The organism is Mesorhizobium ventifaucium (assembly GCF_935822925.1).
GTDB classification, from domain to species: domain Bacteria; phylum Pseudomonadota; class Alphaproteobacteria; order Rhizobiales; family Rhizobiaceae; genus Mesorhizobium; species Mesorhizobium ventifaucium.
Genome location: NZ_CAKXZS010000011.1, coordinates 120758 through 136029, shown reverse-complemented (window position 1 = coordinate 136029; position 15272 = coordinate 120758). Strand labels below are relative to the sequence as shown.

Below are 15272 nucleotides of genomic sequence, written 5' to 3'. Positions count from 1 at the left end.
TTGTCTCGCACCGCCCCTCAATCGCCTCGCTCTTGCCTTCAAACAGCCGTCACGAATCTTGTATATGTGTTTCGTGGCGGAAACAGAAAGAAGGAGGCGAAACGATATGCAGCACGAACGCGAAATCGACGCCCTGCTCTCATCTGGCGAGGCCGGATCGATCATCGACCGGCTGATGGCGCTGCCGCACCCGAAGCATGGTGCCCGCGGTGCAAACGAATGGGATCGCGCGGTCGCCAGCCGCTTCGAGACCCACCTTGCGAGACAGATGCGCTCGCAAATCGACGGCAAAAGCGACCGCCGGAACGCTGCCTGATCCCGGCTATCTCCTACGCAGCCTGACCGGCGCTTCGCCGAAAGCTCTTGAAAACGCCCTGGAAAACGCCGCGGCGGACGAGAAGCCTGTTCGCCCGGCAATATCGGCCATCGCCACGCCCGTGTCGACCACCAGCCGGCGCGCGGCGCCCAGCCGCAGCCTGAGATAGTAGGCGCCCGGCGTCTCGCCGATCGACTTGCGAAAGATGCTTTCCAGCGTTCGTGCCGTCACCCCGGCGCGCATTGCCACCGCGGCGATGGTCAGGGGCTGGTCGACATGAGCTTCCATCAGCCGGATGGCTTGCGCCAGCCGCGGATCGTAACCGTCGAGGCGGCCAAGCGAGACCAGCGGCTGCGCGTCGGTCGCCGCCCGCGCCTGGTCGTAGATGAAGACGCTTGCCACATCGAGCGCGACGGCCATGCCGAGCCGCGTACGGATCAGATGCAGCATCAGGTCGAAGGTCGGCGAAGCGCCACCGGACGTGAAGACCGGCCCGTCGATGACGTAGCGGTCGGGGCGGACATCGACATCGGGAAAGGCCGAGGAAAAATCCTCCATATCCTCCCAATGGGTGGTGGCGCTGCGCCCTTCCAGCAGACCGGCGCGGGCGACCAGCCAGGTACCGGCTTCGACGCCGCCGCAGGCGCGCGCGGCGCGCGCCGCGCGGCGCAGGCCGGCAAGCAGAGCCGATGTGGCATAGTTCTGCGTGCCGAAACCGGCGACGACGACAAGCACATCCGTCGTCTCCGCCGCATCGAAGCGGCCGCTGACCGCAACCGGCAGGCCGCATGTGGTGACCGGCGCTTCGCCGGTCACCGAAACCAGCCTGAAATCGAACAGCGTCTCGCCGGCAATACGGTTGGCGGCGCGCAGCGGATCGACGGCCGAGGCCACGCACATGATCGACGAACCGGAAAATACCAGCAGCGTCACCTTGAGCGGCGAGCGTTCGGCGCGAAAGATCGAAGGCTTTTCGCTTTTCATCATGCGACCTTCGTAAAACGCAAAGCAGTTTCCGGCAAGTCAGGCATTGTTGCCGTCTGGTCGATTTGGCCCATGTTTGATTGGCCCTATGTTTGTTTGATCAGGACCGTCTGTGCCGATTGGGAGAAAAGTCGATGCCGCTTGCGATGAACCGTGAGGTTTTCATTACCTGTGCCGTGACCGGGTCCGGCAGTTCGCAGGACCGCAGCCCGCATGTGCCGCGCTCGCCCAAGCAGATCGCCGATTCGGCCATCGACGCGGCAAAGGCCGGTGCGGCGATCGTCCACTGCCATGTGCGCGACCCCGAAACCGGCAAGCCGCGCCGCGACGTGCAGCTTTATCGCGAGGTGACCGAGCGCATCCGCGCGGCAGACGTCGACGTGGTGCTGAACCTGACCGCCGGCATGGGCGGCGACATGGTGTTCGGTTCGCCGGAAAACCCGCTCCCGCTGAACGAAAAAGCCACCGATATGGGTGGCGCCAGCAACCGCGTGGCGCATGTGCGCCAGTGCCTGCCGGAGATCTGCACGCTCGACTGCGGCACCATGAATTTCGCCGAAGCCGACTATGTCATGACCAACACGCCCGGCATGCTGCGCGCCATGGGCGGCATGATGACGGCGCTTGGCGTCAAGCCGGAGATCGAGGCCTTCGACACCGGCCATCTCTGGTTTGCCAAGCAACTGGTCGAGGAAAAGGTGCTGGACCCCGATGCTCTCGTGCAATTGTGCATGGGCGTGCCATGGGGCGCGCCGGACGATCTCAACACCTTCATGGCGATGGTCAACAATGTGCCGTCGAGTTGGACCTGGTCGGCGTTCTCCATCGGTCGCAACCAGATGGCCTATGCCGCCGCTGCGGTGCTGGCCGGCGGCAATGTCCGCGTCGGGCTCGAGGACAATCTCTGGCTCGACAAGGGGGTGTTGGCAACCAATGCGCAGCTGGTCGAGCGGGCGGTCAGCATCGTGTCGAACATGGGGGCACGGGTCATCGGCCCGGAAGAAGTGCGCAAGAAGCTCAATTTGACGAAGCGCGCGCCGCTTTGACAAGGGATTCGGTAGGGAGGAGCCGCCGATGAAGACCGTGAAATTCACCGCGATGAGAGATGGCGACCGCGACGACTACGCCTTCCTCACCGAGCATGAGATCGACTATGCGGCGAAGACCGGCGAGCGGCTGCTTGACGCGCTTGTCCAGCTCGACGAGGGGCTGTCCGGCTACAAGGTCACCCGGCTCGGCCATTCGCTGCAGGCGGCGACGCGCGCATGGCGCGACGGCGCCGACACCGACTGGATCGTTTGCGCGCTGCTGCACGATATTGGCGACATCTACGCACCGTACAATCACGACGAATATGCAGCTTCGATCCTAAAACCTTTCGTGCGCGAGCAGTGCACCTGGGTGGTGGAAAAGCACGGTGACTTCCAGCGCCTCTATTACGCCCACCATCTCGGCGGCAATCCGCATGCGCGCGACCGTTTCGCCGGCCATCTTTATTTCGACGATTGCGACCAGTTCTGCGAGCGCTGGGACCAGTCGAGCTTCGATCCGGATTATGAGACGTTGCCGATCGACTTCTTCCGGCCCTTCGTGCTCGAAGTGTTTGCGCGCAGGGCCTATGACCCCACCGTGATCCGCGCCGGCGAGCGCGTGCCTCTCATCGGTTCCAAAGTAGCCAGGACAAGAACCGGAGCCTCCGCATGAGCATCATCACCAAGGCAGCTGCGATTGGCGGCGGCGTCATCGGCGCCGGCTGGGTGGCGCGGCTGCTCTTGAATGGCATCGACGTGTCGATTTTCGATCCCGACCCCGAATCCGCGCGCAAGGTCGACGAAGTGATGAAAGGCGCGCGCCGCGCCTACAAGCAGATGCTGCCCGACGGCCTGCCAAAAGAAGGCAAATTGACCTTTGCCAAGACCATTGCCGACGCCGTCGCCGATGCCGATTTCATCCAGGAAAGCGTGCCGGAGCGGCTCGATCTGAAACACCGCGTGCTGGCCGAGATCGACCTCTATGCGCCGGCCAATGCCATCGTCGGCTCCTCGACCTCCGGCATCAAGCCGACCGACATGCAGGTGGCGATGAAGAAGCATCCGGAACGGCTGGTCGTCGGCCACCCGTTCAACCCGGTCTATTTGCTGCCGCTGGTCGAGATCGTCGGCGGCGAGCAGACCTTTCCCGAGGCGATCGAGGTCGCCAAGGAGATGTACGCCTCGATCGGCATGAAGCCGGTGGTGATCCGCAAGGAGATCGAGGCGTTCGTCGGCGACCGCCTGCTGGAGGCGGCATGGCGCGAGGCGCTGTGGCTGATCAAGGACGGCATCTGCACGGTCGAGGAGCTCGACGACATCATGCGCTATGGCTTCGGCCTGCGCTGGGCGCAGATGGGCATGTTCCAGGTCTACCGCGTCGCCGGCGGCGAGGCCGGCATGCGCCACTTCATGGCGCAGTTCGGGCCGTGCCTGAAATGGCCGTGGACCAAGCTGATGGATGTGCCGGAGTTCAACGACGAACTGGTAGACCTGATCGCCAGGCAGTCGGACGACCAGGCGGATGGCCTGTCGATCCGCGAGCTCGAAAAGATCCGCGACGACAATCTGGTCGCGATCATGGATGCGCTGTCGAAGCAGAACAAGGGCAAGGGCTGGGGCGCCGGCGCCTTGCACAAGGACTATACCAAGCAGCTCGCCAAGCTTGCGGCGAAGAAGCCCGCTACTTCCAAGGCGGCCGAAAAGGCCAAGGCTGAAAGGCCGAAGAAAAAGAAGAAAGGCTGAGGCGATGGATTTTGGTCTTTCGGAAGAACAGAAACTGATCGTCGAGACGACGCGCGCCTTCGTCGAGAACGAGCTCTACCCGCATGAGCGCGAGGTCGAGCGCACCGGCGTGCTGCGCCGCGAATTGATCGAGGAGATCAAGGCCAAGGCGATCGAAGCCGGACTCTATGCCGCCAACATGCCTACGGAGGTCGGCGGCGCCGGCCTCGATACGGTGACCTGGCTGCTTTACGAGAAGGAGCTCGGCCGCGCCAATTACGCGCTGCACTGGACTTGTGTAGCGCGGCCCTCCAACATCCTGTTGGCCGGCTCGCCGGAGCAGCGCGAAAAATATCTGTTCCCCTGCATTCGTGGCGAAAAATGGGATTGCCTGGCGATGACCGAGCCGGGCGCCGGCTCCGATCTGCGCGGTATGAAGGCGACCGCGGTGCAGGATGGCGACGACTGGGTGCTGAACGGCACCAAACACTTCATCAGCCATGCCGATCTTGCCGATTTCGCCATCGTCTTCATGGCCTCGGGAGAGGAAGAGTCTTCGCGTGGCAAACGCAAGAAGATCACCGCCTTCTTCGTCGACAAGGGCACCAAGGGTTTTACGGTGCGTGACGGCTACCGCAACGTCTCGCACCGCGGCTACACCAACGCCATCCTCGAATTCGACGATTGCCGGCTGCCCGGAGCCCAGGTTCTGGGCGAGGTCCACAAGGGTTTCGACGTCGCCAATTCATGGCTTGGCGCAACCCGCCTGCAGGTCGGCGCGACCTGTCTCGGCCGGGCCGAGCGGGCGCTTGGCCATGCCGTCGAATACGCCGCGCAGCGCCAGCAGTTCGGCCAGCAGATCGGCAAGTTCCAGGGCGTTTCATTCAAGCTTGCCGATATGGCGACCGAACTGAAGGCGGCCGACCTGATGGTGTTCGAAGCCGGCTGGAAGTACGATCAGGGCACCGTCACCGATCAGGACATGGCCATGGCCAAGCTGAAGGCCACCGAAATGCTTGCCTTCGTCGCCGACGAGGCGATCCAGATCCACGGCGGCATGGGGCTGATGGACGACCTGCCGCTGGAACGCATCTGGCGCGACGCCCGCGTCGAGCGCATCTGGGAAGGCACGTCGGAAATCCAGCGCCACATCATTTCACGGGCGCTGCTGCGCCCGTTCGGCGGCTGAACAATGCACAGGCTTGAACGTCTCCTGCGCCCAAAATCGATCGCCGTGTTCGGCGGCGCGCAGGCTGCCGCCGTCGTCGCGCAGTCGATCAAGATGGGCTTTGCCGGCGAGATCTGGCCGGTGCACCCGACCAAGGATGATGTCGCCGGGCGCAAAGCCTACCGCTCAGTGGCGGACCTGCCCGGCACGCCGGACGCCGCCTTTGTCGGCGTCAACCGGCATTTGACCATCGAGGTGGTCAAGGCGCTGGCCGAGCGCGGTGCCGGCGGCGCTGTCTGCTTTGCCGCCGGCTTTCTCGAGACCGAGGCTTATGACGAGCATGGCGAGCGATTGCAGGCGGAACTGGTCGCCGCGGCGGGCCAGATGCCGATCATCGGGCCGAACTGCTACGGCCTGATCAATTATGCCGACGGCGCGCTTTTATGGCCCGACCAACATGGCGGTATCCGGCTGGCCGAGGGTGGCCGCGGGGTCGCCATCATCACCCAATCGTCAAACATCGCCATCAACATGACGATGCAGAAGCGCGGCCTGCCAATCGCCTTTCTGATGACCGCCGGCAACCAGGCACAGACCGGCCTTTCCGAAATGGCGCTCGGCCTGGTCGAGGACGACCGCGTCACCGCGCTCGGCCTGCACGTCGAGGCATTCGATTCGGTAGCCGGCTTCGAAAGGCTGGCCGCGCGGGCGCGCGAGCTGAAGAAGCCGATCGTCGCCATGAAGGTCGGCCGCTCCGAGCAGGCGCGGCAAGCGACGGTGTCGCATACCGCATCGCTGGCCGGCTCGGACGCTGCCTCGGGCGCCTTCCTGAAGCGGCTCGGCATCGCCCGCGTCGATTCCATCCCTGCCTTTATCGAGGCGCTCAAGCTGCTGCACGTCACCGGTCCACTGCCCGGCTACCGGCTGTCGTCGATGAGCTGTTCGGGCGGCGAGGCGTCTGTCATGGCCGACAGCGCAGAAGGCCGCTGGGTGAATTTCCCGGCGCTGACCGACACGCACCGCGCCCACGTCAAATCGACGCTCGGGCCGCTGGTTGCGGTGGCCAACCCGCTCGACTACCATACCTTCATCTGGAACAACGAGCCGGCGATGACCGCCACCTTCACCGCCATGGTGTCGGGTGGCTTCGACCTCAATATGCTGGTGCTCGATTTCCCGCGCCCCGACCGCTGCTCGGACACCGACTGGTGGACGACGCTGCGCGCCTTCGAATCGTCGCTGAAGACCAACAAGGCGCAGGGCGCGATCGTCTCGTCGCTGCCGGAAAACCTGCCCGAGGAATACACCGCCGGGCTGATGGCACGCGGCATGGTGCCGTTGTTCGGCATTTCCGAGGCCATGGACGCCGCCCAGGCGGCAGCCTTCATCGGCTGGGCCTGGCGCGAGCCGCAGGCGCAGCCGATCGACACCTCCGCTTCCGGAGCGCCGGCCGGCGACCATGTCACGCCTGATGAGGCCGAGGCGAAAGCGCGGCTGATCGAGGCCGGGCTCCCCGTGCCGAGCGGCGAACGCGCCGGCAATGCGGTCGAGGCGGTCATCTCCTCGATGGCGCTCGGTTTTCCGGTTGCGCTGAAGGCTTTGGGGGTCACCCACAAATCCGAGCTCGGGGCGGTGCGGCTCAACCTCAGGGACGCCGAATCGGTCAGCACCGCCGCCCATGATCTCGATGCGCTAGGCACCGGCCTCTACGTCGAGCGCATGGTGCGCGACGGCGTCGCCGAGTTGCTCGTCGGCTTCACCCGCGACCCGATGTTCGGCGCGGTGATGACACTGGGCACCGGCGGCGTGCTGGTCGAACTGCTGCGCGACAGCGTCACACTGATGCTGCCGGCGACCCGCGACGACATCGAGGCGGCGCTGCGCGGGCTCAAATTGTTCCCGCTGCTCGAAGGCTATCGCGGCCGGCCCAAGGCCGATGTCGCGGCGGCCATCGAGGCGATATCAGGCATTGCCGCCTTCGTGCAGCAAAATGCCGGCGAGATCGAGGAGCTAGACATCAACCCGCTGATCGTCTGCGCGCAGGGCAAAGGCGCCTGGATCGCCGACGCGCTGCTGGTGCTTGGAGAAAACAAGAATGTCTGACGTCATCACCACCCGCCGCGAGGGGACGATCCTCGAAGTCACGCTCGATCGGCCCAAGGCCAACGCCATCGACCTCAACACCTCGCGGCTGATGGGCGAGACCTTCAAGGCGTTCCGCGACGATCCGGATCTGCGGGTCGCCATCGTCAAGACTGCCGGCGACAAGTTCTTCTGCGCCGGCTGGGACCTGAAAGCCGCGGCCGGCGGCGATGCCGTCGACGGCGACTATGGCGTCGGCGGCTTCGGCGGACTGCAGGAACTGCGCGATCTCAACAAGCCGGTCATCGCCTGCGTCAACGGCATGGCGGTCGGCGGCGGCTTCGAGCTGGCGCTGTCCTGCGACCTCATCTACGCGTCGGATCACTCCTCCTTTGCGCTGCCGGAAATTCGCGCCGGCACGCTGGCCGATGCAGCGACGATCAAGCTGCCGAAGCGCATTCCCTATCATGTCGCCATGGACCTTTTGCTCACCGGCCGCTGGATGGATGTCGCCGAGGCGCACCGCTGGGGCCTGGTCAGCGAGGTGCTGCCCAATGAGAAGCTCGAGGATCGCGTCTGGGAGATCGCCCGGCTGCTGGCCGGTGGTCCGCCGCTGGTCTTTGCCGCGATCAAGGAGACGGCGCGGGTCGCCGAAGCGCTCACCTTCCAGGACGCGATGAACCGGGTGACGCGCCGCCAATTGCCGACGGTTGACGCTCTGTACGGCTCGGAGGACAATCTCGAGGGCTTTCGCGCCTTTGCCGAAAAGCGCGACCCGGTGTGGAAGGGGAGGTAACGGGGAGATGAGGGCGATCCGTCACACCCCCCTCTGCCCTGCCGGGCATCTCCCCCGCAGGGGGGGAGATTGGCAGCTTCGGCCCATCCGCCCTTCCTGCCGCGCTGAAGATTGGCGAAAGCCTAAGCGACATCCGATCTCCCCCCTTGCGGGGGAGATGGCCGGCAGGCCAGAGGGGGGTGCTCAGGCGCTGTCGTCAGAACACTTTCCGCGTCCATGACCGACTACAAAAAGCTCATCGACGCCGAGACCTGGGCCTTCATCGAGCGCACCAACTCCTATTATCCGCCTGATGCGATCGACTACACGATCGATCGGCAGCGCGACATCTACGACCGCATGTGCCGTGAGTTCTCTGCCGGCCACCCGGACAATGTTACGGCGGAAACCACCGCCATTGCCACGCCTTCGCACCCCATCCCGATCCGCATCTACCGCACACCCGCGCCGGAAGCGGCGGCGATGGTGCTTTATTTCCATGGCGGCGGTTTTATCCTCGGCGGGCTCGACAGCCATGACGACCTCTGCGCCGAGCTTTGCAGCCGCACCGGCTATGAGGTGGTTTCGGTCGACTACCGGCTGGCGCCGGAACATCTGCATCCGGCCGGCTTCGACGATGCCATCAGCGCCTTCGAATGGGCGGCGACAACCTATAAGCGCCAGATCCTGCTTTGCGGCGACAGCGCCGGCGGCAATATTGCCGCCGCGGTCAGCCATGCGACGCGTGGCCATGCACGAAGGCCGATCGGCCACGTACTGATCTATCCCAGCCTTGGCGGCGACCGATCGCAAGGTTCTTACGTGACCCATGCCGAAGCGCCGATGCTGACGGTGCGCGATCTCGATTTCTACATGAATATCAGGACCGGCGGCGAGGACCGCACCGGCGACCTTACGCTGTCGCCGCTGGCCGACGCCGATTTTGCCAATCTGCCGCCGACCGTGCTGATCACCGCCCAATGCGACCCGCTGTCGTCAGACGGCGAGGCCTATCGCGACCGCGTCGTCGCGGCAGACGGCCACGCCTACTGGTTGGAAGAGCCGGGGCTGGTGCATAGTTTTCTCAGAGCCCGGCACACGGTCGGTCGTGCGCGCTCGAGCTTTACCCGGATCGTCGACGCGGTGTCGGCTCTGGGACGGGGCGAATGGATCTGGTGACGGTCCTACCCCAGTGCCCGCGCAGCCGCGCGGCCGGCGCTGCGGCCTGAAAAAATGCAGCCGCCAAGAAACGTCCCTTCCAGCGCCGCATAGCCATGCATGCCGCCGCCGCCGAAACCGGCGGCTTCGCCGACCGTGTACAATCCCCCGACCGGCTGGCCATCGGTACCCAGGACGCGGCTGTCGAGATCGGTCTGCAAGTCGCCCAGCGTCTTGCGGGTCAGGATGTTGAGCCTGACCGCGATCAGCGGCCCATTGGCAGGGTCGAGCATCTTGTGTGGCCTTGCCGTGCGGATCAGCCGGTCGCCGAGATAGGCGCGGGCGCCGCGCAAGGCGGTGATCTGCATATCCTTGCAGAACGGATTGTCGAGCTGCCGGTCGCGGGCGCGGATCTCGCGCTCGACCTGCGTCAGCTCAACCAGCGGCTCGCCACCGACAAGCGCGTTCATGCGGGCGACCAGCGCCGGCAAATCAGGCTCGACGATGAAATCCTCGCCCTTGTCCATGAACGCCTTCACCGGACCGGGAATGCCTGATGTGGCGCGGCCAAGCACTTGGCCCCAGCTTTTTCCGGTGAGGTCCGGGTTCTGCTCGGAGCCGGACAACGCGAACTCCTTCCGGATGATTTTTTTTGTCAGGATGAACCAGGAATAATCGAAGCCGGTGCTCATGATGTGGCTGAGCGTGCCCAGCGTGTCGAAGCCGGGATAGAGCGGCGGCGGCAGGCGCTTGCCGCGGGCGTCGAGCCACGGCGACGACGGGCCGGGCAGGATGCGGATTGCATGGTCGGTCCAGAGCGGCGCCCAGTTCCTGATGCCTTCGACATAGTGCCACATGCGGTCGCGGTTGATGATGCTGCCGCCGGCCTGTTCAGTGATCGCCAGCATGCGGCCGTCGACATGGTCGGGAACGCCGGAGATCATGCGCCTGGGCGGCGTGCCAAGCCGCTGCGGCCAGTTCTTGCGGACAAGCTCGGGATTGCCGCCGATGCCGCCGGAAGCGACGATGACCGCTTGCGCCTTGAGCTCGAAGTCGCCGGCGATGTCGCGCGAACTCCTGCGGCCACGCTCGACATCGCTCGGCGCCAACATGTCGCCGCGCACGCCGTCGACGACGCCGCCTGTCCGCGTCAGTTCGTTGACGCGGTGGCGGAATCCGAAGCTGACCAGCCCGCTCTTCTCGGCCTCGCGCACACGCTGGACGAACGGCTCGAGCACGCCCGGCCCGGTGCCCCAGGTGACGTGGAAGCGCGGCACCGAATTGCCGTGGCCGACGGCGTTGCCGCCGCCGCGCTCGGCCCAGGCGACGATTGGAAAGAACTTCATGCCGCGCTGCGTCAGCCAGGAGCGCTTCTCGCCGGCGGCGAAGCCGACATAGGCCTCGGCCCAGCGGCGCGGCCAAAAATCTTCCGCACGGTCGAAGGCGGCGGTGCCAAGCCAGTCCTCGAGCGCCAGATCATGCGAATCGCGGATGCGCATGCGCCGCTGCTCCGGCGAATCGACCAGGAAGATGCCGCCAAGCGACCAGAACGCCTGGCCGCCGAGCGACTGTTCAGGCTCCTGGTCGACAATGATGGTCTTCTTGCCGGCCTCAGCCAGTTCGGCCGCGGCGACGAGCCCGGCAAGGCCGGCGCCGACAATGATCGCATCCGCATCGTCAGCCACTTTCTCCTCCCCCGGCTCACCTCCCCGGCTGGACGATTGTCAGACCGTCTCCCAGCCTTCCTTCTCGCCGGCGCGGAAGATGGCGTCGATGACCTTCTGGTTGAGCACCGATTCTTCCAACGTGAAGACGCGATCCGTGCCGCCCTGCGCCGCACGCGCGAACGCCTCGACCTCCAGCCGGTATTGCTGCATGCCGGGGAAGCGGAACACTTGCGCCTCGCTGTGATTCTGGTTGTGCAGCTCGATGCGATGATGGTCATAGATGCCGGCGTTGAACGGCGAAAGCACCTCGATGAAGCCCTTCTCGCCGTGGAACACCATCACCTGCCGCGCCGCCATCTGCGTCGACAGATAGAACGACAGTTCGAAGTCGCCGAAATCGGCGCGGATCGAGGAGTAGATGTCGGTGCCGAAGGTCTTGTCGCGCTCGATCGTCGCCTGGACGCGCAACGGCTCCTTGCCCGTTGAAAAGCGCGTCGACACCGTCGGGTAGACACCGATGTCGGGCAGCGCGCCGCCGCCGAGGTCGAGCTGGTTGCGCATGTTCTTGGGATCGACATTGTAGTAGGAGAACGCGCCCTGGACATGGCGCAGCCGGCCGATGGCGCCATTGGCGATCAGCTCGCGCACCTTGATCCATTGCGGGTGGTAGACGACCATGAACGCTTCGCAGACCAGCACGTTTTTGGCGTCGCGCAGCTTGATCAGCGGTGGAATGTCCTTGGCATCGAGCGCCAGCGGCTTTTCGACCAGAACATGCTTGCCGGCCTCGATCGCCTTGGCGGTCCATTCGACATGCTGTGCGGTCGGCAGCGGAATGTAGACGCCGTCGACATCCTTGGATGCGAGCAACTCGTCATAGGAACCGAAGGCATGGGGCGCGCCGAAACGGTCGGCCAAGGCACGGGCTTTCGACAGGTCGCGGCTGGCGATCGCCGACAGCACGCCGTTCTCCGCTTCGACCATTGCAGGCAAAAGATGCTCGCGACCGATCTTGGCCGTCGACAAAACACCCCATCGGAACATCAGGCTTCTCCCTCTCGATTGCAGATGACGAGGTTTGCCCCAAATCCGGGGAAAAGCCAATGACCAGGCGCTAACCCTGATATTCAGCGGCGCCTGCCCGTCAGCATCATGTCGAAGTCGACGACGTTCGAATAGATCGGCGTGCCGACATCCATGCCGTAGCGCGACCGCAGCACCTTGCCGGTGACATGGAATCTTATTGTGCCCGCCTTGAAGGCGCTAAGCTCGGCTGTGAACTTTTCCGGAAAAGTCTTGCCGCGCGCCGTCAGCCGGCCGGTGACTAGGGCTGACGTGTCGCCGGTGCGTTTCACGCTGGTCGAGCGGAACTGGATTTCCGGGTTGTTGGCGGCGTCGAACACCGCGTCGGAGCGAAGGAAGGCGTCGACGCGGCGCTGGCCGGTGCCGACGCTTTCGGGAAAGATCGTGATATTGACCTGGGAGCGTCCGATATTGCTGTTGTCGATGCGGATGCTGCCCTTGAAGCGGGCGAAGGCGCCGGCGAGCCCGCCGCCGCCGGCCTTGCCGACGGAGAAACGGATGCTGGAACCGGCCGGGCTGATCGTGTAGCTGCCGGCAGCGTCGCTGAGCGCCACCGCCGCGAAAACAGGCATGGCAAGGCAGGTGGCGACCGCCGCAAATCCGAAGATGCGCGCAACCATGGGCGTGATCCTTTTGTTGAGGCAACACGTTTTTCGCGCCCTCCCCCAATAACGAATGAGCCATCAGCTCTATTCCGTGTTGTGATCCGACGAAGGCGCGATCATGCGCGTCAGCACCGCGTCCTTCAGCCAGAAATGATGGCGCAGCGCCGCGGCGATGTGCAGGGCGACAAGTCCGATGCCGGCATAGGCGAGATACCAATGCGCCGAGGTCCAGAAGCTTTCCGCCGGGTCCGATTCCGCCAGTGGCAGGTCCGGCATGACGAACAGGTTGAACGGCATGCTCGGGATCTCCAGCATCGACACCGACACCAGCGCCCAGCCGGACAGCGGCAGCGCGAGCTGAAAGCCGTAAAGCACGAAATGGACGAGCGGCGCCACGCGGCGCTCGAAAGGTTCGACCGAGCGCGGCAGCGCCGGCACCGCATTGCCGAGACGCCAGGCGATGCGCAGAATCACCAGCCCGAGCAGCAGAAAGCCGAAGGATTTGTGCAGCTGGATCAGTTCGAAGGCGGTGCGCTGGCTGGACAGCCGCATCATGACGAGGCCGAGCACGAACTGGCCGATGAAGATCGCGGCGATCAGCCAGTGAAGGACGATCGCCGCCCAGCCGTAGCGGCTGGTGCTGTTTGTGATCGACGCAGGCATTGTCGATGAACGCTGGTGAGTCCGGCTTTCATCCAGTCATGTTGAAGAAATCGACGAAGGCTCGCAGCGCCGGCCGCATCTGGCGGTGGCTCGGGTAGTAGACGAAGAAGCCGTCGAAGGGCGGGCACCAGTCCTCCAGCACGCGAACGAGTTTGCCGGCGGCCAGCGCCTCGCGAACATAATCCTCAAACAGGAAGGCAAGACCGGCGCCGTCGACCGCCGCATGGGCGATCAGATGGTCCTCGTCGAGGATCAGCGGCCCTTGCACCGCCAGCTCGATCTCCTCGCCGTCCTTCTCGAATTCCCAGCGGTAGAGGATGCCGCTGGAGAAGCGAAAGCGGAGGCAACGGTGACCGACGAGATCGTTGGGATGGCGCGGTCTGGGCATGGTTGCGAAATAGGATGGCGCGCCGACGACGGCGCCGCGAAGGTTTGGCCCGATACGCACCGCGATCATGTCGCGCTGCAGGCTTTCGCCGAGCCGGACGCCGGCGTCGAAGCCGCCTTCGACTACATCGGTGAAACGGTCTTCGATGACGATCTCCAGCACGATGTCCGGATAGGCCGATGCAAAGGCGCCGAGGCGCGGCGTCAGTGCCAGGTGGGCTGCGGTGCGCGGCACCGTCAGCCTGAGGTTGCCGGCCGGCCGGTCGCGCGCCTCGACCGCCGATTCCAGCGCCAGATCGATTTCCGACAGCGCCGGCCTTAGCCGCTCGAGCAGTTGTGCGCCTGCCTCGGTCGGGGCGACGCTGCGCGTGCTGCGCGCCAGGAGCCGCACGCCAAGACGTGCCTCCAGGCTGGATACCGCATGGCTGACTGCGGAGGGCGCAATGCCGAGCTCCTTGGCCGCACCGCGGAAGCTGCCGCACTGGGCGACGGTTGCCAGCACCGCAAGTTGAGAGAGATGTGCTCGCTTCATTGATCTATCTTTTAGAACAGCCCGTGCAAGTAAGAGCCGATTATCGATCGCAGTGCAAGGCGCTATCTCTGCCGCATCACAACAAGGAGACGCGTGATGCAAACCCGCAAGCTTGGAAATGAACTTGACGTCTATCCGGTCGGCCTCGGCTGCATGGGGATGAGCTTCGTCTACGGCGGCCAGCCGGAGGCGGACGCGATTGCCACGCTGCACCGTGCCGTCGACATCGGCGTCAATTTCTTCGACACCGCCGAGGTCTACGGCCCCTACGAGAACGAGATCCTGCTCGGCAAGGCGCTGAAGCCGGTGCGCGATCAGGTGACGATTGCGACAAAGTTCGGTTTCAAGATTCTGGAAGAAGGAAGCGGCACCGAGCGCATGGCGGGTGTCGACAGCCGCCCCGAACACGTCAAGGCGGTCGCCGAAGCCTCATTGATGCGATTGGATACCGAGGTGATCGACCTCTACTATCAGCATCGCGTCGATCCGAACGTGCCGATCGAGGATACGGTCGGCGCCATGGCCGAGCTGGTGCGCGAAGGCAAGGTGCGCGCGCTTGGCCTGTCGGAGGCGAGTGCGGCGACCATCCGCCGGGCGCATGCCGTGCATCCGATATCTGCCGTGCAGAGCGAATATTCGCTGTGGAGCCGCGATCCGGAAGACGAGGTGTTTGCCGTCTGCCGCGAGCTCGGCATCGGCTTTGTCCCTTACAGCCCGCTCGGTCGCGGCCTGCTGACCGGCACGATCGCCAACCCCGAGGTTCTTGGCGCCGGCGACTGGCGCCGTGGATTGCCGCGCTTCCAGGCCGACGCCATGGCGGCCAATGCGGCGGTCATTGCCACGCTTGATACAATGGCGGCGGAGAAGGGTGTGACGTCGGCGCAGTTGGCGCTGGCCTGGGTGCTGCACCAGGGCGATTTCATCGTGCCGATCCCCGGGGCGCGAAAAATCCGCCATCTCGAGCAGAATGCGGCAGCAGCACAGATTGGGCTGAGCCAGGCGGAAGTGGCGGCCATTGGCGACGCCCTGTCGCCGGAGAAGGTCGTCGGCAAGCGCTACACTGAAGAAATGCTGGCGCTGGTCAATGGATAGACAGCGG

Annotated in this window: 15 protein-coding genes; 9 read left to right on the top strand and 6 right to left on the bottom strand. The window is 64.7% G+C overall.

Annotation, left to right across the window (positions count from 1 at the left end; translation table 11 throughout):
* Positions 1–106: 106 nt before the first annotated feature.
* Positions 107–316, top strand: a complete 210-nt coding sequence (locus tag NMG70_RS08940) for a hypothetical protein (RefSeq protein WP_254024161.1) — start codon at positions 107–109, stop codon at positions 314–316.
* 6 nt (positions 317–322) lie between these two features.
* Here NMG70_RS08940 and NMG70_RS08935 read toward each other — a convergent pair whose 3' ends face one another.
* A complete protein-coding gene (locus NMG70_RS08935) occupies positions 323–1303 on the bottom strand; it encodes a GlxA family transcriptional regulator (protein WP_254024160.1) in 981 nt (326 codons plus the stop codon).
* A gap of 131 nt (positions 1304–1434) precedes the next feature.
* On the opposite strand from NMG70_RS08935, the gene bcoG reads away from it, so the two are divergent.
* The 7 genes from bcoG (at position 1435) to NMG70_RS08900 (ending at position 9257) form a co-directional block, all read left to right on the top strand.
* Entirely contained in the window at positions 1435–2346 is a 912-nt protein-coding gene (bcoG, locus tag NMG70_RS08930) for a 3-dehydrocarnitine:acetyl-CoA trimethylamine transferase BcoG (protein WP_254024159.1), read from the top strand.
* A 28-nt stretch (positions 2347–2374) separates the two neighbouring features.
* The gene (locus NMG70_RS08925; RefSeq protein WP_254024158.1) at positions 2375–3004 is read left to right on the top strand and encodes an HD domain-containing protein; all 630 of its coding nucleotides are present in this window, start codon (positions 2375–2377) and stop codon (positions 3002–3004) included.
* Positions 3001–4074: a 3-hydroxyacyl-CoA dehydrogenase NAD-binding domain-containing protein gene (locus NMG70_RS08920; RefSeq protein WP_254024157.1), complete on the top strand. Its 1074-nt coding sequence runs from the start codon at positions 3001–3003 to the stop codon at positions 4072–4074. Before NMG70_RS08925 ends, NMG70_RS08920 begins: the two co-directional genes overlap by 4 nt.
* Before the next feature lie 4 nt (positions 4075–4078).
* The gene (locus NMG70_RS08915; RefSeq protein ID WP_254024156.1) at positions 4079–5242 is read left to right on the top strand and encodes an acyl-CoA dehydrogenase family protein; all 1164 of its coding nucleotides are present in this window, start codon (positions 4079–4081) and stop codon (positions 5240–5242) included.
* 3 nt (positions 5243–5245) lie between these two features.
* The gene (locus tag NMG70_RS08910; RefSeq protein WP_254024155.1) at positions 5246–7324 is read left to right on the top strand and encodes an acetate--CoA ligase family protein; all 2079 of its coding nucleotides are present in this window, start codon (positions 5246–5248) and stop codon (positions 7322–7324) included.
* Positions 7317–8099, top strand: coding sequence for a carnitinyl-CoA dehydratase (locus NMG70_RS08905; RefSeq protein WP_254024154.1), 783 nt, complete (start codon positions 7317–7319; stop codon positions 8097–8099). Before NMG70_RS08910 ends, NMG70_RS08905 begins: the two co-directional genes overlap by 8 nt.
* 216 nt (positions 8100–8315) lie before the next feature.
* Positions 8316–9257: an alpha/beta hydrolase gene (locus NMG70_RS08900; protein WP_254024153.1), complete on the top strand. Its 942-nt coding sequence runs from the start codon at positions 8316–8318 to the stop codon at positions 9255–9257.
* Between the two features lie 5 nt (positions 9258–9262).
* Here the strand turns inward: NMG70_RS08900 and NMG70_RS08895 are convergent, their stop codons facing one another.
* The 5 genes from NMG70_RS08895 to NMG70_RS08875 form a co-directional block, all read right to left on the bottom strand.
* Positions 9263–10921, bottom strand: a complete 1659-nt coding sequence (locus NMG70_RS08895) for an FAD-binding dehydrogenase (protein WP_254024152.1) — start codon at positions 10919–10921, stop codon at positions 9263–9265.
* A 39-nt stretch (positions 10922–10960) separates the two neighbouring features.
* On the bottom strand, positions 10961–11947 hold the full coding sequence (locus NMG70_RS08890; protein ID WP_254024151.1) for a Gfo/Idh/MocA family protein: 987 nt from the start codon (positions 11945–11947) through the stop codon (positions 10961–10963).
* 83 nt (positions 11948–12030) lie between these two features.
* Entirely contained in the window at positions 12031–12606 is a 576-nt protein-coding gene (locus tag NMG70_RS08885; RefSeq protein ID WP_254024150.1) for a YceI family protein, read from the bottom strand.
* 69 nt (positions 12607–12675) lie between these two features.
* Positions 12676–13254, bottom strand: coding sequence for a cytochrome b (locus NMG70_RS08880; protein WP_254024149.1), 579 nt, complete (start codon positions 13252–13254; stop codon positions 12676–12678).
* 28 nt (positions 13255–13282) lie between these two features.
* A complete protein-coding gene (locus NMG70_RS08875) occupies positions 13283–14173 on the bottom strand; it encodes a LysR family transcriptional regulator (RefSeq protein ID WP_254024148.1) in 891 nt (296 codons plus the stop codon).
* 96 nt (positions 14174–14269) lie between these two features.
* Between NMG70_RS08875 and NMG70_RS08870 the strand changes: the two genes are divergently transcribed.
* Positions 14270–15265: an aldo/keto reductase gene (locus tag NMG70_RS08870; RefSeq protein ID WP_254024147.1), complete on the top strand. Its 996-nt coding sequence runs from the start codon at positions 14270–14272 to the stop codon at positions 15263–15265.
* The last annotated feature ends 7 nt before the right edge of the window (positions 15266–15272 follow it).

Bases quoted from the DNA above. Each gene is read 5' to 3' on its own strand.
- NMG70_RS08940 (WP_254024161.1), top strand. From the start codon at position 107: ATGCAGCACGAACGCGAAATCGACGCCCTGCTCTCATCTGGCGAGGCC.
- NMG70_RS08935 (WP_254024160.1), bottom strand. From the start codon at position 1,303: ATGATGAAAAGCGAAAAGCCTTCGATCTTTCGCGCCGAACGCTCGCCG.
- bcoG (WP_254024159.1), top strand. From the start codon at position 1,435: ATGCCGCTTGCGATGAACCGTGAGGTTTTCATTACCTGTGCCGTGACC.
- NMG70_RS08925 (WP_254024158.1), top strand. From the start codon at position 2,375: ATGAAGACCGTGAAATTCACCGCGATGAGAGATGGCGACCGCGACGAC.
- NMG70_RS08920 (WP_254024157.1), top strand. From the start codon at position 3,001: ATGAGCATCATCACCAAGGCAGCTGCGATTGGCGGCGGCGTCATCGGC.
- NMG70_RS08915 (WP_254024156.1), top strand. From the start codon at position 4,079: ATGGATTTTGGTCTTTCGGAAGAACAGAAACTGATCGTCGAGACGACG.
- NMG70_RS08910 (WP_254024155.1), top strand. From the start codon at position 5,246: ATGCACAGGCTTGAACGTCTCCTGCGCCCAAAATCGATCGCCGTGTTC.
- NMG70_RS08905 (WP_254024154.1), top strand. From the start codon at position 7,317: ATGTCTGACGTCATCACCACCCGCCGCGAGGGGACGATCCTCGAAGTC.
- NMG70_RS08900 (WP_254024153.1), top strand. From the start codon at position 8,316: ATGACCGACTACAAAAAGCTCATCGACGCCGAGACCTGGGCCTTCATC.
- NMG70_RS08890 (WP_254024151.1), bottom strand. From the start codon at position 11,947: ATGTTCCGATGGGGTGTTTTGTCGACGGCCAAGATCGGTCGCGAGCAT.
- NMG70_RS08885 (WP_254024150.1), bottom strand. From the start codon at position 12,606: ATGGTTGCGCGCATCTTCGGATTTGCGGCGGTCGCCACCTGCCTTGCC.
- NMG70_RS08880 (WP_254024149.1), bottom strand. From the start codon at position 13,254: ATGCCTGCGTCGATCACAAACAGCACCAGCCGCTACGGCTGGGCGGCG.
- NMG70_RS08875 (WP_254024148.1), bottom strand. From the start codon at position 14,173: ATGAAGCGAGCACATCTCTCTCAACTTGCGGTGCTGGCAACCGTCGCC.
- NMG70_RS08870 (WP_254024147.1), top strand. From the start codon at position 14,270: ATGCAAACCCGCAAGCTTGGAAATGAACTTGACGTCTATCCGGTCGGC.